Source organism: Pseudomonas sp. NY15181, assembly GCF_048068055.1.
Lineage (GTDB): Bacteria > Pseudomonadota > Gammaproteobacteria > Pseudomonadales > Pseudomonadaceae > Pseudomonas.
In genome coordinates this window covers 359,735-380,337 of the sequence record NZ_JBLUPT010000001.1, presented here as the reverse complement: position 1 = coordinate 380,337, position 20,603 = coordinate 359,735, and the positions used below count along the sequence as shown (strand labels likewise).

22 protein-coding genes are annotated in these 20,603 nt (G+C 64.6%); 3 read left to right on the top strand and 19 right to left on the bottom strand.

The genetic code is table 11. The annotated features are described in order from the left end of the window. Nucleotides 1–54: 54 nt before the first annotated feature. Nucleotides 55–564 (bottom strand): DUF2946 domain-containing protein, encoded by a 510-nt coding sequence (locus tag ACNFBT_RS01780; protein ID WP_416745911.1) that lies wholly within the window; start codon nucleotides 562–564, stop codon nucleotides 55–57. Nucleotides 565–963: 399 nt separating this feature from the next. Here ACNFBT_RS01780 and leuA point away from each other — a divergent pair, with 399 nt between their 5' ends. Together leuA and ACNFBT_RS01770 are read left to right on the top strand one after the other, a co-directional pair. After that, entirely contained in the window at nucleotides 964–2,634 is a 1,671-nt protein-coding gene (gene leuA, locus ACNFBT_RS01775) for a 2-isopropylmalate synthase (protein ID WP_416745909.1), read from the top strand. A gap of 73 nt (nucleotides 2,635–2,707) precedes the next feature. Beyond that, nucleotides 2,708–3,013: a hypothetical protein gene (locus ACNFBT_RS01770; protein ID WP_416745907.1), complete on the top strand. Its 306-nt coding sequence runs from the start codon at nucleotides 2,708–2,710 to the stop codon at nucleotides 3,011–3,013. Between the two features lie 59 nt (nucleotides 3,014–3,072). Here ACNFBT_RS01770 and ACNFBT_RS01765 read toward each other — a convergent pair whose 3' ends face one another. After that, a complete protein-coding gene (locus ACNFBT_RS01765; RefSeq protein WP_416745905.1) occupies nucleotides 3,073–3,405 on the bottom strand; it encodes a DUF5629 family protein in 333 nt (110 codons plus the stop codon). A gap of 64 nt (nucleotides 3,406–3,469) precedes the next feature. Continuing rightward, the gene (gene dapA / locus ACNFBT_RS01760) at nucleotides 3,470–4,336 is read right to left on the bottom strand and encodes a 4-hydroxy-tetrahydrodipicolinate synthase (protein ID WP_416745903.1); all 867 of its coding nucleotides are present in this window, start codon (nucleotides 4,334–4,336) and stop codon (nucleotides 3,470–3,472) included. Between the two features lie 369 nt (nucleotides 4,337–4,705). Here dapA and ACNFBT_RS01755 point away from each other — a divergent pair, with 369 nt between their 5' ends. Continuing rightward, on the top strand, nucleotides 4,706–5,659 hold the full coding sequence (locus ACNFBT_RS01755) for an aldo/keto reductase (protein ID WP_416745901.1): 954 nt from the start codon (nucleotides 4,706–4,708) through the stop codon (nucleotides 5,657–5,659). A gap of 124 nt (nucleotides 5,660–5,783) precedes the next feature. On the opposite strand, the gene ACNFBT_RS01750 is transcribed toward ACNFBT_RS01755, so the two are convergent. From ACNFBT_RS01750 to iscA, 16 genes are all read right to left on the bottom strand, one after another. Further along, nucleotides 5,784–6,578, bottom strand: coding sequence for an amidohydrolase (locus ACNFBT_RS01750; protein ID WP_416745899.1), 795 nt, complete (start codon nucleotides 6,576–6,578; stop codon nucleotides 5,784–5,786). Continuing rightward, nucleotides 6,566–7,714 (bottom strand): pyridoxal phosphate-dependent aminotransferase, encoded by a 1,149-nt coding sequence (locus ACNFBT_RS01745; RefSeq protein ID WP_416745897.1) that lies wholly within the window; start codon nucleotides 7,712–7,714, stop codon nucleotides 6,566–6,568. Before ACNFBT_RS01745 ends, ACNFBT_RS01750 begins: the two co-directional genes overlap by 13 nt. 80 nt (nucleotides 7,715–7,794) lie before the next feature. Then, entirely contained in the window at nucleotides 7,795–9,282 is a 1,488-nt protein-coding gene (gene der / locus ACNFBT_RS01740) for a ribosome biogenesis GTPase Der (protein ID WP_416745895.1), read from the bottom strand. Between the two features lie 83 nt (nucleotides 9,283–9,365). After that, nucleotides 9,366–10,508, bottom strand: a complete 1,143-nt coding sequence (gene bamB / locus ACNFBT_RS01735; protein ID WP_416745893.1) for an outer membrane protein assembly factor BamB — start codon at nucleotides 10,506–10,508, stop codon at nucleotides 9,366–9,368. Nucleotide 10,509: 1 nt separating this feature from the next. After that, nucleotides 10,510–11,154: a YfgM family protein gene (locus tag ACNFBT_RS01730; RefSeq protein ID WP_416745892.1), complete on the bottom strand. Its 645-nt coding sequence runs from the start codon at nucleotides 11,152–11,154 to the stop codon at nucleotides 10,510–10,512. 25 nt (nucleotides 11,155–11,179) lie between these two features. Continuing rightward, complete coding sequence (gene hisS / locus ACNFBT_RS01725) at nucleotides 11,180–12,469, bottom strand: histidine--tRNA ligase (protein WP_416745890.1); 1,290 nt, start codon at nucleotides 12,467–12,469, stop codon at nucleotides 11,180–11,182. An 18-nt stretch (nucleotides 12,470–12,487) separates the two neighbouring features. Beyond that, nucleotides 12,488–13,600 carry a flavodoxin-dependent (E)-4-hydroxy-3-methylbut-2-enyl-diphosphate synthase gene (gene ispG / locus ACNFBT_RS01720; protein WP_416745888.1) on the bottom strand — a complete coding sequence of 371 codons (1,113 nt, stop codon included), beginning with the start codon at nucleotides 13,598–13,600 and terminating at the stop codon, nucleotides 12,488–12,490. Between the two features lie 2 nt (nucleotides 13,601–13,602). Beyond that, nucleotides 13,603–14,634: a RodZ domain-containing protein gene (locus tag ACNFBT_RS01715; RefSeq protein ID WP_416745886.1), complete on the bottom strand. Its 1,032-nt coding sequence runs from the start codon at nucleotides 14,632–14,634 to the stop codon at nucleotides 13,603–13,605. Beyond that, complete coding sequence (gene pilW / locus ACNFBT_RS01710) at nucleotides 14,631–15,389, bottom strand: type IV pilus biogenesis/stability protein PilW (RefSeq protein WP_416745884.1); 759 nt, start codon at nucleotides 15,387–15,389, stop codon at nucleotides 14,631–14,633. The genes ACNFBT_RS01715 and pilW overlap by 4 nt, the downstream gene beginning before the upstream one ends. 16 nt (nucleotides 15,390–15,405) lie before the next feature. Beyond that, complete coding sequence (rlmN, locus tag ACNFBT_RS01705; RefSeq protein WP_416745882.1) at nucleotides 15,406–16,554, bottom strand: 23S rRNA (adenine(2503)-C(2))-methyltransferase RlmN; 1,149 nt, start codon at nucleotides 16,552–16,554, stop codon at nucleotides 15,406–15,408. A gap of 27 nt (nucleotides 16,555–16,581) precedes the next feature. After that, nucleotides 16,582–17,013 carry a nucleoside-diphosphate kinase gene (ndk, locus tag ACNFBT_RS01700; protein WP_152225347.1) on the bottom strand — a complete coding sequence of 144 codons (432 nt, stop codon included), beginning with the start codon at nucleotides 17,011–17,013 and terminating at the stop codon, nucleotides 16,582–16,584. A gap of 249 nt (nucleotides 17,014–17,262) precedes the next feature. Next, nucleotides 17,263–17,463 (bottom strand): Fe-S cluster assembly protein IscX, encoded by a 201-nt coding sequence (iscX, locus tag ACNFBT_RS01695; protein ID WP_416745880.1) that lies wholly within the window; start codon nucleotides 17,461–17,463, stop codon nucleotides 17,263–17,265. A gap of 14 nt (nucleotides 17,464–17,477) precedes the next feature. Then, nucleotides 17,478–17,816, bottom strand: coding sequence for an ISC system 2Fe-2S type ferredoxin (gene fdx, locus ACNFBT_RS01690; RefSeq protein ID WP_015478501.1), 339 nt, complete (start codon nucleotides 17,814–17,816; stop codon nucleotides 17,478–17,480). Between the two features lie 6 nt (nucleotides 17,817–17,822). After that, nucleotides 17,823–19,682: a Fe-S protein assembly chaperone HscA gene (gene hscA / locus ACNFBT_RS01685; protein ID WP_416745878.1), complete on the bottom strand. Its 1,860-nt coding sequence runs from the start codon at nucleotides 19,680–19,682 to the stop codon at nucleotides 17,823–17,825. A gap of 45 nt (nucleotides 19,683–19,727) precedes the next feature. Then, a complete protein-coding gene (gene hscB / locus ACNFBT_RS01680; RefSeq protein ID WP_416745876.1) occupies nucleotides 19,728–20,249 on the bottom strand; it encodes a co-chaperone HscB in 522 nt (173 codons plus the stop codon). An 8-nt stretch (nucleotides 20,250–20,257) separates the two neighbouring features. Next, entirely contained in the window at nucleotides 20,258–20,581 is a 324-nt protein-coding gene (gene iscA, locus ACNFBT_RS01675; protein WP_017522292.1) for an iron-sulfur cluster assembly protein IscA, read from the bottom strand. Nucleotides 20,582–20,603: the final 22 nt, after the last annotated feature.

Below are 20,603 nucleotides of genomic sequence, written 5' to 3'. Positions count from 1 at the left end.
GCGCAGGCGGAAGCGGTCATCCGCGCCTGCGGTCGATGGATTCGGGATAGGGGATCAGCCGATCAGGGCCGGTGGAGCGCGGGAGCGGGCGCCGGGGAAGACCGGCGAGGCGGGAATGGTGGAGCTCGTGAACTGGGCGACAGGTGTGCCGGTGGCGGGCTGGCCATGGTCCAGCAGGACCGGCGGCGGCGTCAGCGGCGGGCTGTGGATCAGCAGGCTGCAGTAGCCGCACTTCTCCATGAAGGCATCGGCGCTGAGAGGCTTCTCGCCGTGGGATACCGGTGCAGCATGCTGGTCCGCAGCGCGATGGCCGTCGGAGCAGGCCAACTCGTCCATGCCGGCCATGTCGTGCGCCGCCACGTCCTCGCCGCCGTGCCCCATCCCATCGTGGTGCTCACTGGACGCCCCATGCTGCATCGGCATGGGATGGTCCATGGGCATAGGGTGATCCATCGGCAGCGACTGGGATACCAGCGGGCCGACATAGATCATCAGCATGGCGAACAGCGCCAGCCAGGTTCCTATGCCTTGTCGGGTGCGGCCATGTCGGGTGCGACGGGTCACGAAATGTCCTTGCGGATGGAAAGCCCCGCCTTGAGCGGGTGCGCAATGATCGCACGGAGTTCCGCAGCTCCGCTGCGGCACGTGGACGCAGAATCAGTTAAGCACAGCAAATGACTCTAATAAAAATTGCTCAAACACGGAAATCTAAGCAATTTTTTATCACCACAGTCGTAGCAGAGAGTTTTTCTACCAATTTTTAACGAATGCTTGCCATCGCCCTCTCAGGCCATTAGGTTGGCACTCATGAAAACCGCACACACCCTCATCCTGCTTCGCCAACACGCCTGCCTGCGCCTGGTCAGCCCGCGACTGCGTGGCTGATTCCTCCTCCCGGTTTCGTCTCTTTTTCATCTTTTTTTCGCGCAGGCCCGCTGGCCAGAAAGAACAAGGATTCCGCTCATGAGCATGTTGAAAGATCCGTCGAAGAAATACCGTCCGTTCACCCAGATCACCCTGCCCGACCGCACCTGGCCGGACAAGATCATCGACAAGGCGCCGATCTGGCTGTCCACCGACCTGCGCGACGGCAACCAGTCGCTGATCGAGCCGATGGACGCCGAGAAGAAGATGCGCTTCTTCAAGTGCCTGGTTCAGGTCGGCCTGAAGGAAATCGAAGTGGGCTTCCCGTCCGCCTCGCAGACCGACTTCGACTTCGTCCGCGAGCTGATCGAGGGCGGCCACATTCCCGATGACGTCACCATCCAGGTACTGACCCAGGCCCGCGACGACCTCATCGAGCGCACCTTCGAGTCCCTGAAGGGCGCGAAGAAGGCCATCGTCCACTACTACAACGCCTGCGCGCCGAGCTTCCGCAAGATCGTCTTCAACCAGGACAAGGCTGGCGTGAAAGCCATCGCCGTGGCCGCCGGCCAGACCATCAAGCGCCTGGCCGATGCCGCGCCGGAAACCCAGTGGGGCTTCGAGTACTCGCCGGAAGTGTTCAGCTCCACCGAGACCGACTTCGCCGTCGAAGTGTGCAACGCGGTGATCGACGTGTTCCAGCCGACCCCGGCCAACCGTCTGATCCTCAACCTGCCCGCCACCGTCGAGTGCGCCACCCCGAACAACTATGCCGACCAGATCGAATGGTTCGGCCGCCAGATCGACAAGCGCGACAGCGTGCTGATCAGCCTGCATACCCACAACGACCGTGGCACTGGCGTGGCCGCCTCCGAGCTGGCGCTGATGGCCGGCGCCGACCGCGTCGAAGGCTGCCTGTTCGGCAACGGCGAGCGCACCGGCAACCTGTGCCTGGTGACCATGGCGCTGAACATGTACACCCAGGGCATCGACCCCGAGCTGGACTTCTCCGACATCGACGCCGTGCGCAAAGTGGTGGAAGAGTGCAACCAGATTCCGGTGCACCCGCGTCATCCGTACGTTGGCGACCTGGTCCACACCGCCTTCTCCGGCTCCCACCAGGACGCCATCCGCAAGGGCTTCGCCCAGCAGAAGGAAGACGCCGTGTGGGAAGTGCCGTACCTGCCGATCGACCCGGCGGACATCGGCCGCAGCTACGAGGCCGTGATCCGCGTGAACAGCCAGTCCGGCAAGGGCGGCATCACCTTCCTGCTGGAGCAGGAATACGGCATCAGCCTGCCGCGCCGCATGCAGATCGAGTTCAGCCAGGTGGTACAGAACGAGACCGATCGCCTGGGCCTGGAAATGACTGCCGAGCAGATCTACAACCTGCTGCAGAACGAGTACCTGCAGGCCGTTTCCCCGTTCGGCCTGAAGAGCTACCGCCTGCAGGAAGAGAACGGCATCTGCGCCATCGACATCGACGTCACCCACAAGGGCGAACAGCACCGCTGGCACGGCAAGGGCAAGGGCACCCTGGAAGCCCTGGTCGCCTCGCTGCCGGTGGACGTCGAGATCATGGACTACAACGAGCACGCCATTGGCGCCGGCACCAATGCCCGCGCGGCCGCCTACATCGAACTGCGCGTCGAGGGTGGCCGTTCGCTGCACGGCATCGGCATCGATGAAAACATCACCACCGCGAGCTTCCGTGCGCTGTTCAGCGCCCTGAACCGCGCCGTGACGCTGGGCCACGCGAAAGCCGCGTAAGCCCGGTAGCACCGCTGTCCCCTTTGCCCCGGACGCCTTGTGCGTCCGGGGCTGTTTTCGAAGGAACGAAAACATGAACGCGCCCAAGGACAATCCCTTCCGGCCTCCCCACGCCTCCTTGCTGGACAACCCGCCGAGAAAGCCGCTCTACCGCCTCGCCGCCGTCGGCATCGCCACCTTCTTCGGTACGCCCGTCGCCGGCGCCTGGATCATCGCCCACAACCTGCGCTGCCTGGGCCGACACGAGCAGATACGCAACGTCTGGCTGGCAGGGGTCGGACTGTTCGTGGTTCTGTCGCTGATCGGCTGGTTCCTGCCGGACAACTTCTCCGCCGCCCCCACCACCATCGCTGCCGTACTGGGCCGGCGTCTCGGGTAGGCCGTCGCGCGTTTTTCAACGCCTGAAAACACCGAAGGCCCCATCGGGGCCTTCATGTCTTACTCGTCGTCACCGCTGGCGGTCACCGCGCCCAGGCAACACAAGCGATGCTCCTGGCCGCCGGCGTGCAGCAACCAGCTTTCCTCCGTGGCCTGATAGCGTGCCTCCATCACCTCGTTATAGGTGAAGGCCCACTGACGGCGGTCGCGGCCATCGATGGACTCGATCAGCAGCACCACCTCGTCGCTGGCGAAGGGCTGGTCGGCGTGGGCAGCGGCGTCGGCCTGGTCCAGCAGCGACTCGTTCAGCTCGAACTGCCAGGCGTGCAGGCCGTCGATCAGCAGCATGTCGGCGGTTTCCAGCTGGTCCAGCAGGTAGGGAGTGGTGGTCATGGCGGGCACTCGGCAATGGGCAGGCCGTCATGATAGAGCAAAACCCATTGCCGGCCCTCCCCTCCTAATCGGCCAGCGCCGCCAGCACGCCACGCAGCCGCTCGACGGTGGCCGGGGCGCAGGGCTGCATCGGCTCGCGCAACTCGTCGGCGATCAGCCCCTGCAAGGCCAACGCCGCCTTGACCGCCGCCGGGTTGGGCTCGGCGAAGGCGGCCTGGATCCATGGCAGCAGGCGGTAGAAGGTCGCCCGCGCCGCGGCCAGATCGCCCGATTCGACCTGACGCTGCATCCGCACATAGAGATCGGCGCGCACATGGGCTGACGCGGAAATCGCTCCGGCACCGCCCTGGCACAGGTTGTTGAAGATCTGCAGGTCCTCGCCCGTCAGCACCTCGACCTCGCCATCGGCGATCAATGCGAGGGTGGTCTCCAGATCACCGCTGCAATCCTTGATCGCGGCGATGCGCGGATGGCGCACGATGCGCCGCAGGGTTTCGCGCTCGATGCGCACGCCGGTGCGGTAGGGAATGTCGTAAAGCACCACCGGCACACTGGCGGCATCGGCCACAGTCTGGAAGAACGACTCCAGGCCGGCCTGCGACGGCCGGATGTAATACGGCGCCGGCACCAGCAGGCCGGCCAGCGGGCGGCGCTGGATCCCCTGCTGGAAGGCCAGCAGTTCGCGCAGGTTGTTGCCCGCCAGGCCCATGATCACCTGCTGCGGCGGCACCCACTGCAACACGGCATCGAGCACGGCGAGCTGCTCCTCATGGCTCAGCGCCGCCGCCTCCCCAGTGGTGCCACAGACCACGAAGCCGGCGACGCCGTCCTCCAGCAGTCGGGAAACCAGGTTGTGCAGCGCGGCGAAATCGACTTCCCCGGCACGGAAGGGAGTGGCCAGGGCCACCCAGATTCCACGAAACGTAGACATGCAAAAACTCCTTGTGGCTGACCGTCTGGTCACCGTCAGGGAGGGATGCGGGAATCAAGCGGGGGAGAGATGTACGACCTGCGCGCCTTGTGTCCTGTCAGCCCATCTGACGGGACAGCACGCCCCGGTCAAATGAGCGACTGTTTCTTCGATTTCTTGGCAACGACGACGCATACGCCAGCCTGGGCGGAGAAGCCCGGGAGCGGCAGCGAAGAGTCGAGGTTGGCAAGCATGGGCAATTTTCGTGTGCGAAATCAGGTCACCGATAGTGCGCAAGCTCCTAGGCGCCTGTCAACCATCTCCCACGTCTATCACGCCTCAGCCGTCTATGCTGGTTCAACGACAGTGCAGCCGGGGGAGACCTGACAGATGAAACATCGCGAACTGGGCCAGTCCGGACTGGCGATTCCGCCCCTGGTATTCGGCGGCAACGTGTTCGGCTGGTCGGCGGACGAAGCCACCTCCTTCCGCCTGCTGGATGCGGTGGTCGACGCCGGGATCAACTGCATCGACACGGCCGATGTGTATTCGCGCTGGGTGCCCGGGCACGTCGGCGGCGAGTCGGAAACCCTGATCGGCAAGTGGCTGAAGAAGACCGGCAAGCGCAATCAGGTGCAGATCGCCACCAAGGTCGGCATGGACATGGGCAACGGCCACAAGGGCCTGTCGGCGGTCTATATCGAGCAGGCCCTGGAGCGCTCGCTCAAACGCCTGCAGACCGACTACATCGATCTCTACCAGGCCCATTGCGACGATCCGCACACCTCCATGGAGGAAACCATGGGCGCCTTCGCCGAAGCGGTGGAAGAAGGCAAGGTGCGAGTGATCGGCGCCTCGAACCTCGACGCCCGGCGCCTGCGCGAGGCCCGCGAGCTTTGCGATCGTCTGAAGTTGCCGAACTACCAGAGCCTGCAGCCCAACTACAACCTTTACGACCGCGCCAACTACGAGACCCATCTGGAACCCACGGTGAAGCAACTGGGGCTCGGGGTGATCAGCTTCTACTCCCTGGCGGCGGGCTTTCTCACCGGCAAGTACCGCAGCGAGGCGGACCTGGGCAAGAGCAGCGTGCGCGGCTACAAGGTGAAGAACTTCATGAACGAGCGCGGCTTCGCCATCATCGATGCGCTGGAGGAAGTGGCCGGCGAGCTGAACGCCACGCCCACCCAGGTAGCCCTGGCCTGGCTGATTGCGCGACCGAGCATCACCGCGCCGATCGCCAGTGCATCGAAGCTGGAGCAGTTGCCGGACCTGATCGCGGCGGTGGACCTGAAGCTCAGTGACGAGGCGATGCAGCGGCTGAACACTGCCAGTGCGTATTAAGCGCCGAGGTCGGATCTACCTGTAGGAGCGACTTTGCTCGCGAACCGCCCAACACTGATGCGGCTGAAAATCTCTGTTCGCGAGCAAGCTCGCTCCTACGAAAAGCACACCTTCCCTGAGGCCCTCAAATCTGGATATCGAACCGATCCGCATCCAGATAGGCCGGGAAGCGCTCCCGGTAGACCGCCAGTTCGGATGCGCTCAAGGCAACCTGGAACACACCATCGGCACTTCCCGCCGCCAACAGGTTGTCGCCCTGGAAGTCCAGCACCTGGCTGTCGCCGGAATAGGCGTGGCCCTTGCCGTCCTCGCCGACGCGATTGACCGCCGCGACATAGCACAGGTTCTCGATGGCCCGCGCTGGCAGCAGACGGTTCCAGTGCTGGCGACGCGCGGCCGGCCAGTTGGCGGTATAGAGCAGCAGGTCGGTGTCCTGGGCATTGCGGCTCCACACCGGGAAGCGCAGGTCGTAGCAGACCAGCGGACGAATCCGCCAGCCCTTCCACTCCAGCAGCACCTGCTGCTCACCCGGCGTGTAGTGCTTGTGCTCGCCGGCCATACGGAACAGGTGGCGCTTGTCGTAGTACTGCACCTCGCCGTCCGGGCGAGCCCAGAGCAGGCGATTGCGGTGGCTGCCGTCGGCGGCGCGAATGATCACGCTGCCGCAGACCACGGCATCGAGCTGCGCAGCCTGCCCACGCAGCCAGGCGTAGGTGTCGCCCTCCTCTGCTTCGGCCAGGGCCTCGGAGTCCATGGAAAAGCCGGTGGTGAACATCTCCGGCAGGATCACTACGTCCGCGCCGCGGGCACTTTCCAGCAGCACATCGAAGCGCTCGCGGTTGGCCCTGGCGTCATGCCAGACCAGGGTGGTCTGCACCAGGGCCAGCTTGAGGTCGGGCAATTGACTCAGATCGCGCATAGTCTTTCCGCCGCCTGGCGCAGCGTCTCCTCTTTCTTGGCGAAGCAGAAGCGCACCAGGCGCATGTCCGCCGGGGCCTGCTGGTAGAACACCGAGACCGGAATGGCGGCCACGCCGTGCTCGCGGGTCAGCCACTCGGACATGGCGACGTCGTCCAGGTCCGGACGGATCGCCGAGTAGTCGACCACCTGGAAGTAGGTGCCGGCGGCCCGCTGGAAGCCAAAGCGCGAGCTTTCCAGCAGGTCGCAGAACAGGTCGCGCTTGGCCTGGTAGAAACCCGGCAGTTCGCGCAGGTGCTCGGGGTGCTCGGCCATGAAGTCGGCCAGGGCGCACTGCAGCGGGGTCACCCCGCAGAAGTTCACGTACTGGTGGATCTTGCGCATTTCCGCCGACAGCGCCGGCGGTGCCACCACATAGCCGGTCTTCCAGCCGGTGACGTGGTAGGTCTTGCCGAAGGAGCTGATCACGAAGGCGCGGGGGTAGAGCTCGTCGTGGGCCAGCACGCTGGCATGCTGCACGCCGTCGTAGATCAGGTGCTCGTAGACCTCGTCGCTGATGACGTAGATCTCGCGGTCGCGGATCAGCGCCGCCAGGCGGTCCAGGTCGGCGCGGTCGATCAGCGCGCCGCTGGGATTGTGCGGGCTGTTGAGGAAGATCAGGCGGGTACGCGGGGTGATGGCGTCGGCCATGCGCTGCCAATCGATGCGGAAGTCCGGCAGGCTCAGCGGCACATGCACGCAGCGGCCGCCGGCCAGCTCCACCGAGGGCTCGTAGCTGTCGTAGCAGGGATCGAGGACGATGGCCTCGTCGCCCGGGCGAATCAGCGCCTGTACCGCGCAGAAGATCCCTTCGGTAGCACCGGGGACGATGGTCACCTCCGCGTCGGCGCTGACCTTGCGGCCATAGAAGCCGGCGACTTTCAGCGCGACCTGTTCGCGCAGGGCCGGCAGGCCGGTCATCGGGCTGTACTGGTTATGCCCGGCCATCACGTGGCGGGCGACGGCTTCGAGCAATGGCGCGGGGCTGTCGAAGTCCGGGAAACCCTGGGAGAGATTCAGCGCACCGCATTCGGCGGCGAGCTGGGACATGCGGGTGAAGATGGTGGTGCCGACGTTCGGCAATTTGCTGGTGAGCATGGCGTGACTACAGGCTGCGGGCGATGAGAGGGAGGCCCTACTCTATCGCCTGCAGCCTTGCGCCTGAAGTCCGACAGACGTTATTTACGCTTGTCTTTCTTCTTCTTCTCGGCCTTCTTGTGGTGCGACATCAGCCGGCGCTTCTTGTTGACCTGGCGTTCGGTGAGCTGGGTCTTCTTGCCCTCGAACGGGTTGTCGCCGCCCTTGTACTCGATGCGGATCGGCGTACCGACCAGCTTGAGCACACGGCGGTAGGTCTTCTCCAGGTAACGGGTGTAGGCCTTGGGCACCGCGTCCACCTGGTTGCCGTGGATCACGATCAGCGGCGGGTTGGCACCACCCAGGTGCGCGTAGCGCAGCTTGATGCGGCGGCCGTTGACCATCGGCGGCTGGTGGACCTGGATGGCGTCCTCGAGGATCTGCGTGAGCTTGCTGGTGGGCCAGCGGGTCACGGCGGAACGGAAGGAGTCCTGCACCGACTTGTACAGGTGGCCGACGCCGGTGCCGTGCAGCGCAGAAATAAAGTGGATGTCGGCGAAGTCGGCGAACATCAGCCGGCGCTCCAGCTCGGTCTTCACGTACTCGCGCTCGGCGGATTCCATGCCGTCCCACTTGTTCAGCGCGATGACCAGCGCGCGGCCGGTCTCCAGCACGAAGCCGAGCAGGTTGAGGTCGTGCTCGACCACGCCTTCGCGGGCGTCCATGACGAAGATGACCACGTTGGCGTCCTGGATCGCCTGCAGGGTCTTCACCACGGAGAACTTTTCCACCGCTTCGAAGATCTTGCCGCGGCGGCGCACGCCAGCGGTGTCGATCAGGGTGTACTTCTCTTCGTTGCGCTCGAAGGGGATGTAGATACTGTCGCGGGTGGTGCCGGCCTGGTCGTACACGATCACCCGCTCTTCGCCGAGCATGCGGTTGACCAGGGTGGACTTGCCGACGTTAGGGCGACCGATGATGGCGATCTTGATGCCATCCTTCTCGCTCGGGCCGGGAATGCGCTTGGCTTCCTCGCCCTCGGCGACTTCTTCCAGCTCGCTGGGCAGGTCGTTGTCTTCCGGCGCCTCGGGCTCCGGAGCGAACATCTCGCCCAGGGCTTCCTGCAGCATCTGGGTGATGCCACGGCCGTGGGCTGCGGCGATCGGGATCGCATGGCCCAGGGCCAGCGGGCTGAACTCGGCACGGGCGATGTCCGGATCGACGGTATCGACCTTGTTCGCCACCAGATAGGTGCGCTTGTTCTTCTTGCGCAGGTGCTCGCCGATCATCTCGTCGGCGGCGGTGAGGCCGGCACGGGAGTCGACCATGAACAGGACGGCGTCGGCCTCTTCGATAGCCTGCAGCGACTGCTCGGCCATCTTGGCGTCGATACCCTCTTCGTCACCGGAAATACCACCGGTATCGATGACGATGAATTTCTTGCCCTGCCACTTGGCCTCGCCGTACTGGCGGTCACGGGTCAGACCGGCGTACTCGGCGACGATGGCGTCACGGGTGCGGGTCAGGCGGTTGAACAGGGTGGACTTGCCGACGTTCGGGCGGCCCACCAGGGCTATTACGGGAACCATGCGGCTCTCCAGGAAATTTGAATTTCAGAAAACACGACGGCCGCTGCCGTTTTTCACGGCAGCGGCCGGCAGTAACACTCAGCTTAGCGGAGCGTGTAGGCGACCAGCTTGCCGCTGTTGCCGAACACGTACATCCAGCTGCCGACTACCAGCGGACGAACCCGCACACCGTCGCCATCGACCTTCTCGCGGCCAACGAAACGACCGTCAACCTGGCTCAGCAGGTGCACGTAACCTTCCAGGTCACCCACCACCACGTTGCTCGAGAACACGGCCGGGGCGGACAGCTGGCGGCGAGCCAGCGCGTCGTTGCTCCACAGCGAGGACGAGCCACGGGAGTCCAGGCTTTCCACAGTACCGGTGGCCTGGCTGATGAACACGCTGCCGGTACCTTCGGCAACGCCGACATAGCTGGAGGCTTCACGCTGCCACAGTACACGGCCAGTGCTCTCGTCCAGCGCCGCGGCGCGGCCCTGATAGCTGGCGACGTAAAGGACGCCATCGGCCAGCAGCAAACCGCCGTCGATATCGACCACGCGGTCCAGTTCGGAACGGCCCTGCGGGATAGCCACACGCTGCTCCCAGACCGGCAGGCCACGCTGGACGTCCACGGCAACGACCTTGCCGCTGGCCAGACCCGCCAGTGCCAGACGGCCGTCGATCAGCGGAGCGCCGGTACCGCGCAGGGTCAGCACCGGCACGGTGCCTTCATAGATCCAGCGCTGGTTGCCGGTGGCGGCATCGAAGGCGACCAGTTTGTCGTCCTGGGTCTGCACTACCACCACGTCGCCGTTGGTGGCCGGAGCCGCCAGCACTTCGCTGGTGACCTTGGCGCGCCACTTCTGCTCGCCGCTGCCGGCGTCCAAGGCGATCACGTCACCACGCATGGTGCCCAGCAGGACCAGCCCGTTGCCGACGCCAACGGCGCCGGAAACCGGCAAGTCGAGATCCTTTTTCCACAGCACGTCACCGCTTTCGCGCTGGATCGCCATGATCCGGCCTTCGGCGGATGCGGCGTAGATGGTCTGGCCATCCACCGCCGGCTCGAGCAGGTTGTACAGCTCGCCCTGGCCGTCACCGACCGAGCGGCTCCATTGCTTCTCCAGACGAACCTCTTCCTTGAAATCGGTGAGCTCCGCCGGGGGCAGTTCTTTCTTGCTGTTGCTGCTGCAGCCTACGGCCAACAGAGTCAGCGCGAGCAGCGCGGCATGTTTCCAGCGCAGCATGTCAGGCGTCTCCCTTGGCCAGGTCGTCGAGTTTCATCTGCAGGGCGCCGACGGCGGCGTCTTCCGGCAGGGCGGCCTTGGCCTTCTCGTAGGCACTGCGCGCCTCGTCGGCACGCTTGAGCTGGACCAGCAGGTCGCCACGCAGTTCTTCGCGGGTGGCGACATAAGCCTTGTCGGCGCTGCCATCGAGCAGCTTCAGCCCTTCCTCGGCCTTGCCCTGGGCGCCCATCACGCGGGCCAGGCGCTGGCGAGCCAGCTCGCCGAGGGTGGCGTCTACCGGCTTGTCGACGATGGCCTTGAGCTCCAGGACGGCGTCATCCAGCTTGCCGCTGTCCACCGCGACCTTGGCGACGAACAGGCGACCATACTGGGAATACGGAGTACCGGCATATTCGCTGGTCAGCTTGTTGGCCAGCTCGGCGACCTTGGCGGTATCCGGCTTGCCAGCGGGGTTCAGGGCGGTTTCCAGCAGGGCCTGATAGATCACCGAGGCACCCTGCGCCTGGTTGTTCTGGTACTTCTTCCAGGCTTGCCAGCCGAACACCACCACCAGTGCCAGGGCGGCACCGGTCAGCAGGGGCATGCCATTGCGCTGCCACCAGTCCTTGATGTCCGCCAGTTGTTCTTCTTCGGTACGCGTACTCACCCCAATACTCCTATCCGCTCGATTCTCAAGCCTGCTCGAGACAGGCTGCCAGGTGCTCGGGCAGAGCGTCCCAGGCGATGTTCTGTTGTTCGCCCTCGCCACGCAGGGGCTTGAAACCTACCACGCGGTTGGCCAGTTCGTCGTCACCCAGAATCATTGCGAACTGTGCACCGCTCTTGTCGGCCTTCTTGAACTGGCTCTTGAAGCTGCCACCGCCGGCATTGACCAGCAGGCGGACGCCGGGGATGGCGTCACGCAGGCGCTCGGCCAGGCTCAGGCCGGCGAGCTCGGCCGCTTCGCCGAAGGCGCAGAGGAAGAGGTCGGCCGGACGGCTGAGTTCCTCGGGAACCAGGCCCAGGGTTTCCAGCAGCAGCACCAGGCGCTCCACGCCCATGGCGAAGCCCACGCCTGGGGTCGGCTTGCCGCCGAACTGGCTGACCAGGCCGTCGTAGCGGCCACCGCCGCAAACGGTGCCCTGGGAACCGAGCTTCTCGGTGACCCACTCGAACGCGGTGCGGCAGTAGTAGTCCAGGCCGCGCACCAGCTTCTGGTTGATCTCGTAGCGCAGGCCGACCGCGTCCAGACGGGCCTTCAGGCCCTCGAAGTGGGCGAGCGACTCTTCGTCCAGGTAGTCGTGCAGGGTCGGCGCGCCGACCAGCAGGGCCTGGGTGCTTTCCACCTTGCTGTCGAGGATACGCAGCGGGTTGGTGGTCATGCGGCGCTGGCTGTCTTCGTCGAGCTGGTCGAAGCGATCCTGCAGATAGGTGACCAGTGCGTCGCGGTAGCGCGCGCGGGCCTCGCTGGAACCCAGGGTGTTGAGCTGCAGGGTCACGGCATCGGCCATGCCCAGCTTCTGCCACAGGCGCCAGGTGAGGATGATCAGCTCGGCGTCGATGTCCGGTCCGGGCAGGTTGAAGACTTCCACGCCGATCTGGTGGAACTGGCGATAGCGGCCCTTCTGCGGCTTCTCGTAGCGGAACATCGGGCCGGTGTACCAGAGCTTCTGCACCTGGCCGCCGCCGGAAAGACCGTGTTCGAGCACGGCGCGCACGCAACCTGCGGTACCTTCCGGGCGCATGGTGAGGGATTCGCCGTTGCGGTCGAGGAACGTGTACATCTCCTTGTCGACCACGTCGGTGCCTTCACCGATGCCACGGGCAAAGAGTTCGGTGAACTCCAGGATCGGCATGCGGATTTCTTTGTAGCCGTAGCCATCGAGCAGCTCGGCAAAGGTACTTTCCAGATAGCGCCAGGCCGGAGTCTGTTCCGGCAGGATGTCGTTCATGCCACGGATGGCTTGCAGGGACTTGCTCACTTAGGGTCCTTGTTGCGGTCAGCCGCGCACGATCAGGGCGGCGTCGGCCTCGGCCTTCTCGGCCGCTTTTGCGCGGATCAGCCGTTCCAGCTCATCCACCAGGTTTTCGTTCTGCAGCTTCTGCGCCGGCTTGCCGTCGATGTAGATCAGGTTGCTCGGCGTGCCGCCGGTAAGACCGATGTGGGCTTCCTTGGCTTCGCCGGGGCCGTTGACCACGCAGCCGATCACGGCCACGTCCAGCGGCACCAGCAGGTCCTCCAGGCGGCCTTCCAGCTCGTTCATGGTCTTCACTACATCGAAGTTCTGCCGCGAGCAGCTCGGGCAGGCGATGAAGTTGATGCCACGGGAGCGCAGGCGCAGCGACTTGAGGATGTCGAAACCGACCTTGATCTCTTCCACCGGATCGGCGGCCAGGGAGATGCGGATAGTGTCGCCGATGCCTTCGGCGAGCAGCATGCCCAGGCCGACGGCGGACTTCACGGTGCCCGACCGCAGGCCACCGGCTTCGGTAATGCCCAGGTGCAGGGGTTGTTCGATTTCCTTGGCCAGCAGGCGATAGGCGGCCACCGCCATGAACACGTCGGAGGCCTTCACGCTGACCTTGAAGTTCTGGAAGTCCAGGCGCTCGAGGTGGTCGACGTGGCGCATGGCCGATTCCAGCAGGGCTTCCGGGGTCGGCTCGCCGTACTTCTTCTGCAGGTCCTTTTCCAGGGAGCCGGCGTTGACGCCGATGCGGATCGGGATATTGCGGTCGCGGGCGGCATCCACCACGGCCCTCACCCGGTCTTCGCGACCGATGTTGCCGGGGTTGATGCGCAGGCAGTCGACGCCCAGTTCGGCCACGCGCAGAGCGATCTTGTAGTCGAAGTGGATGTCGGCGACCAGCGGGACCTTGACCTGCTGCTTGATCTTGCCGAACGCCTCGGCGGCGTCCATGTCCGGCACGGAGACGCGCACGATGTCGGCGCCGGCCTCTTCCAGACGGCGGATCTGGCCGACGGTGGCGGCCACATCCAGGGTATCGGTGTTGGTCATGCTCTGCACGGCGATGGGAGCATCCCCACCCACCGGCACGTTACCCACCCAGATCTTGCGGGACGGGCGACGTTTGATCGGAGACTCGCAATGCATCGTTACTGTCCACCCAACGTCAGGCGCGCGGTACCGCCGCGCGCCGGTGTCACTTCGACCGGCTGGCCGTTGTAGCTGACCTGCGCACCGCGGGCGAAGCCCAGGCGCAGTTGAACCGGAGCCTTGGCCGCCAGCTCCAGGGAATCGCCCTTGCGCTTGAGCGAGCCGAATAGGACCTTGCCATCGGCATCGGTGACCTGGGTCCAGCAGTCTTCGGTGAACTGGATCTTGACCACGCCCTGGCCTGCGGCGGCGACTACCGGGGCAGCCGGCTGGGCTTCGACCGGCGCGACCGGAGCGACCGGTGCAACAGGCTGCGGAGCAGCGGCTTGGGCTACAGGAGTAACCGGAGCCGGGGCCGGAACGGCATCAGTGGCGACCGGCGCCCCCGGCACAGACGGAGCGACGGGGTTGGCCGCAACCGGCGGCGTGCCTTCGGCCGGAGCCTCCGCAGCGGCGCTTTCGCCGGCAGGCTCGGCGGGCACGGCCGAGGGATTGGCCTGGTCTTCGGCGACTGCCTGGTCTTCCGGCTCGTCAAGCGTATGGATCTCGGTGGTGCCGTCGGCGCTCTCGACCTCGACATGCTCCATGTTCAGGCTGCCACTCTCGGCGGTGCGGGCAGCACGCTCCTGCCACCAGAAGTAGCCGAAGCCGATCAACAGGGCGAGCAGCACCAGGCTGAACAGGCGCAGCAGATTGCGCGACAGCCGCACCGGCTCGACTACGCGGCCGATGCTGTGCACGTTGCTGCCGGTGGCGTCGGTGCCGGTGTACTGGTCGAACGCCTGGACCATTTGCCCCTGGTCCATGCCCAGCAGCTTGGCGTAGGCGCGGACGTAGCCACGCGCGAAGGTGTGTCCGGGCAACTGGTCGAAAGAGCCTTGCTCCAGCTGGCGCAGGGAGTGCTCGGTCAGGTTTAGCTGGCCCGCAACCTGGGCGACGCTCCAGCCTTTGTTTTCACGCGCCTGGCGCAGCGTGTCGCCAGGATTGGCGCGGGTCGTGCCGATGACATCGGACTGCGACGTGCTCATCATTTATCCGCCTGGTATGCCTGGTATTCAGGAGAAGCGGGATACAGGCGCTTGAGTTGCAGCCCGTAGCTGGCAGCGGTATCCCGGTCGTCATAGATCTTCGCCAGTCGAATTCCCAGCAGCAGGCTGCGCGCGGTCTGCGGGCCCTGCCTGAGGTATTCCTGGTAGTAGGCTCGCGCCGGAACGTACTGACGATCCTGGTAATTGAGTTCAGCCATCTCGATCAGCGCGCTGGGCTGATTGCGATTGAGGCGAATGGCCTTCTCAAAGTATTCCTTGGCCTGCTCGCGCTGCTTGAGCTGCAGGCAGACCAGCCCGAGGTTCTCGAAGATGCGCGAACGCTCGGGATAGAGTCCGTCCTCGGACGCCTTGATGTAGACGTCGTAGGCTTCCTTGTAGCGCTTCTGCTCGAACAGGAAGCCGCCGTAGTTGTTCAGGATGCGCGCATCGTCCGAACGGGCTGACAGCGCCTTGCGGTATTCGGTCTCGGCCAGCTGCGGCTCCATCTCGGTCTGGTAGACCGCGGCCAGTGCGGTATGGGCGTCGGCACTGGAGGAGTCCAGTTCCAGCGCCTGGCGCAGCGGAACCTTGGCCTGCTCGGCATTGCCGGCACGCAGGTAGCCGAGCCCGAGCTGGATGAAGGCGTCGCGCGCCTCATCCCGGCCCTTCTCGGTTTTCAGAGGATCCTGTTTACCAGACGTCACGCAACCCGTCAGCACGGTTGCCAACAGCAAGAACAGCGCGGCGCGCAGGGTCATAGGAATCCTCCCCAGGTCAATTTCGATTGGCGGCGTTCGACGCCTGCTCGTTTTCCGTCGCCAGCTGGCGGACGGCGATGTAGCGTTCGCTGCGGCGGGTGCGGTCCATCACCTGGCCCACCAGTTGACCACAGGCGGCGTCGATATCATCACCACGGGTGGTGCGCACAGTCACATTGAAGCCGCCTTTGTGCAGCATGTCCTGGAAACGGCGGATGGCATTGTTGCTCGGCCGCTCGTAGCCGGAGTGCGGGAACGGATTAAACGGAATCAGGTTGATCTTGCAAGGGAAATCCTTGAGCAATGCGATCAGTTGCTCGGCATGCTCGGGCTGGTCGTTGACGTTGGCCAGCAGGGTGTACTCGATGGTCAGCACGCGCTCCTTGCCCAGGCGCGTGATGTAGCGATAGCAGGCGTCGAGCAGCATCTCCAGCGGGTACTTCTTGTTGATCGGTACCAGCTTGTTGCGCAGTTCGTCGTTGGGCGCGTGCAGCGACAGGGCCAGGGACACGTCGGTCACCTCGGCGAGTTTGTCGATCATCGGCACCACGCCAGAGGTGGACAGGGTGACCTTGCGCTTGGAAATACCGTAGCCGAGGTCTTCCATCATGATGCTCATCGCGGTCACGACGTTGTCGAAGTTCAGCAACGGCTCGCCCATACCCATCATCACCACGTTGGTGATGGCACGGTCGATCTTGCCCGGGATGGTCCCGAACGATTGGTTGGCGATCCACACCTGGCCGATGATCTCGGCGGAGGTCAGGTCGCTGTTGAAGCCTTGTTTGCCGGTGGAGCAGAAGCTGCAGTCCAGCGCGCAACCGGCCTGGGACGACACGCACAGGGTGCCGCGGCCGCCTTGCGGGATGTACACGGTCTCGACGCAACTGCCCGAGGCCACGCGCACGACCCACTTGCGGGTACCGTCAGAGGAAATGTCCTGGCTGACGATCTCTGGGGGACGAATTTCGGCAACGGCCTTGAGCTTTTCGCGCAAGGCCTTGCCGACGTTCGTCATGGCGTCGAAATCGACGGCGCCAAAGTGGTGAATCCATTGCATCACCTGGCCTGCGCGGAAGCGCTTTTCACCGATGGACTCGAAGAATTCCTCGAGCTGGGGCTTGGTCATGCCCAGCAGGTTGGCCTTTACAGCGGTATCAGTCATGGATTCACCCTCGCTCATTCGCTGAAATCAGCGAATGCGCTCGCACACCTCGGTGCTGGAGAAGAAGTAAGCGATTTCACGAGCAGCGGAAGCTTCCGAGTCGGAACCGTGTACGGCGTTCTCGTCGATGGAAACGGCGAAGTCGGCGCGGATGGTGCCGGCGTCGGCTTTCTTCGGATCGGTGGCGCCCATCAGCTCACGGTTGCGCAGGATGGCGTCTTCGCCTTCCAGAACCTGCAGAACGACCGGGCCGGAAGTCATGAAGGCAACCAGGTCCTTGAAGAAGCCGCGCTCTTTGTGCTCGGCGTAGAAACCGCCAGCTTCGCGCTCGGACAGTTGAACCATCTTGGAAGCGACAACGCGCAGACCGGCTTTCTCGAAGCGGGTCAGGATTTCGCCGATGACGTTCTTGGCGACAGCGTCGGGCTTGATGATGGAGAAGGTACGTTGCAGGGCCATGGAAATAACTCCGGAAAGCAAGGTTGGTAAAGCCAAGAAGCCCCTGGCGTGGGCCAGGAGCTCCTGTGATTCAGGGTTTGCCGCAGGCGACGCCCGGCGGGCGACGGCGCGGGACCGCCTCCGCCTGTGCGGGGGCGGCAGCTGAAGAAATTCCCTCAGGAATTTCTTCAGGGCACACCTAAAGATAAAACCCGCGAATTATACGCGGGTTCATGACAAATGGGTACGCGGCAAGCGCGCCGCGCGCCCTCAGTCGAGCTCTTCGATCCAGGCGGCCTGGATGGCTTCCAGGACCTTTTCACCGCCGCGGGAAGGATCGTCGCTGAACTCCGGCAATGCCAGCACCCAGTTGTGCAGATCGACGAAGTTCACGTAGTGCGGATCGACTTCCGGCTTGGACTCGGCCAGCTGGATGGCGATTTCGAGCACATCAACCCATTTCAGACTCATCGTTGGCGCTCCACTCAGTGACCTTCGGAAACCTGGTTGATGGTGTACTTCGGAATCTCCACCACCAGGTCCTCCTCGCCCACCACGGCCTGGCAGGACAGGCGCGAATCCGGCTCCAGGCCCCAGGCCTTGTCCAGCATGTCGTCTTCCAGCTCGTCGGAGGCTTCCATGGAGTTGAAGCCTTCGCGCACGATCACGTGGCAGGTGGTGCAGGCACAGGACATCTCGCAGGCATGCTCGATCTCGATGCCGTTACGCAGCGCCGCCTTCATGATGGTTTCGCCCGGCTGGGCTTCGATCACCGCACCTTCCGGGCAATGTTCGGCGTTCGGCAGAAATACGATCTGCGGCATCTTGGCTTATTCCTCGATTTCGTTGAGCCGGCGACCGGCCAGTGCGGCCTTGACGGTGGCGTCCATACGGCGCGCGGCAAAGGCGTCGGTCACCTGGGACAGGCGCTTGATCTGTTGTTCGATGGCGGCGGTGTCGCTGCCGGCGGCCAGTTCGCGCAGGGAGTCCATGTTGGCATCGATAGCCAGGCGCTCCTCGGCATCCAGCAGACGCTCGCCGTCGGCGTCCAGCGCCGACTGCACGGCCTCCAGCAGGCGCTGGGCCTCGACCTGCTGCTCGCGCAGGGCGCGGGCGGCCATGTCGTCGCCGGCGTACTGGAAGGAGTCCTGCAGCATGCGGGCGATCTCGCCATCGGTCAGGCCATAGGACGGCTTGACCTGAATGCTCGCCTCGACGCCCGAAGACAGTTCGCGGGCGGAGACGCCCAGCAAACCATCGGCGTCGACCTGGAAGCTGACGCGGATCTTCGCCGCACCGGCCACCATCGGCGGAATGCCGCGCAGCTCGAAGCGCGCCAGGGACCGGCAGTCCTTGACCAGCTCACGCTCGCCCTGCAGCACGTGAATCATCATGGCCGTCTGGCCATCCTTGTAAGTGGTGAACTCTTGGGCACGCGCCACCGGAATGGTGGTGTTGCGCGGAATCACCTTCTCCATCAGCCCGCCCATGGTTTCCAGGCCGAGCGACAGAGGGATTACGTCCAGCAGCAGCAGTTCTTCGCCGCGCTTGTTGCCAGCCAGGGCGTCGGCCTGGATGGCGGCACCAATGGCCACCACCTGATCGGGGTCGATATCGGTCAGCGGTTCGCGACCGAAGAGTTCGCCCACCAGCTCGCGCACGCGCGGCACTCGGGTCGAACCGCCAACCATGACCACAGCGCTGACTTCCTCCAGCTCCACGCCGGAATCACGCACGGCGCGACGGCAAGCCTTGAGGCTGCGCTGGATCAGCGGATCGATCAGCGACTCCAGGTGTGCGCGACTCAGCTCACCGCTCCAGCCCTCGTAAGCAACCGGAACACTGGCGCTATCGGTCAGCGCCTCCTTGGCCGCGCAGGCGGTCTGCAGCAGACGGCGCTGGGCACCCGGATCGAGATCAGCCGATACACCAGCCTGCTCGATGATCCAGCTGGCGATGGCATGGTCGAAATCATCACCACCCAGGGCGCTGTCGCCACCGGTGGCCAGAACCTCGAAGACACCGCGAGTCAGGCGCAGGATGGAAATGTCAAAGGTGCCGCCGCCCAGATCGTAGATGGCGACCACGCCCTCGGCGTTCTTGTCCAGGCCGTAGGCCACTGCGGCTGCGGTCGGCTCATTGAGCAGGCGCAGCACATGCAGTCCGGCCAGACGCGCGGCGTCCTTGGTGGCCTGGCGCTGGGCGTCGTCGAAATAGGCGGGAACGGTGATCACCGCGCCAACCAGCTCACCACCGAGGGTCGATTCGGCACGCTGACGCAGGGTACGCAGGATTTCCGCCGAGACTTCCACCGGACTCTTGGCGCCCTGGACGGTCTCGATGAAGGGCATGTGCGACTCGCCCTGAACGAAGCGGTACGGCAGTTGACCACCGAGCTGTTTCACATCTTCCAGACCACGCCCCATGAGGCGCTTGACCGAGATGATGGAGTTCAGCGGGTCCTGGGCCGCCCCGATACGTACACTCTCCCCCACCTCGATGCGATCGGCGAGGTAGCGCACGGCCGACGGCAGGATGACTTCTCCATGCTCATCGGGCAACGGAGCGGCAACACCGCTACGCACGGCGGCGACCAGGGAATTGGTGGTGCCCAGATCGATCCCCACGGCCAGTCGACGCTGGTGTGGCTGGGGGCTCTGTCCGGGCTCGGCGATCTGCAGTAGGGCCATGCGTTTTCTAATCAGACTTATCGGGCGCGGCGCGGGCCGCGCGAATTAATCGTCGAGTCGCTCTTCGAGCTGCCGCACTTCCTGCGCCAGCTTGTCGAGGAACTGCATGCGCCGCACCAGGCGCTCGGCCAGCTCGCGGCGGTCGGCGTCATCCCAGCAGTCGGCGAACTCCGAGTCCAGCTGCTGCTGGGCCGCTTTCAGCTGGCTCTTGAAGTACGCCACGCCATCGAGATCGGCGCTGTCCTGCAGGTCCTCCACCTCCTCGCGCAGACGCATCTGCTGCAGGAGGAACTCCGGGTCCTGCACCGTGGCTTCCAGTGGCAAGGCATTGCCGCGCAGGGCCAGCAGGTAGAGGGCACGGCGCGGAGCGCTCTTGAGCGTCTGGTACGCGTCGTTGAGTTCGGCGGCCTTTTCCAGCGCCAGTCGCTGCTCGCGCTCGGAAGCATCGGCGAAACGATCCGGATGGACGTTGCGCACCAGCTCGCGGTAGCGGTTGCCAAGGGCTTCCAGATCGACCCGGAAGTCCGGCTGCAGGTCGAACAGCGCAAAGTGACAGGGACTACCCACACCCGGCCTCAGACGTTGAAGCTTTCGCCGCAGCCACACTCACCGCGCACGTTCGGGTTGTTGAACTTGAAGCCCTCGTTGAGGCCTTCCTTGGTGAAGTCCAACTCGGTGCCGTCGAGGTAGACCAGGCTTTTCGGGTCGATGATGACCTTCACGCCGTGGCTCTCGAACACCTGGTCCTCGGCTGCCAGTTCGTCGACGAACTCCAGCACGTAGGCCAGGCCGGAACACCCGGTGGTGCGCACGCCAAGACGAATACCCTCGCCCTTGCCGCGCCCTTCGAGGGAGCGGCGAACGTGATTGGCGGCGGATTCGGTCATGCTGATGGCCATGGGAACTCCTTACTCAACGAAT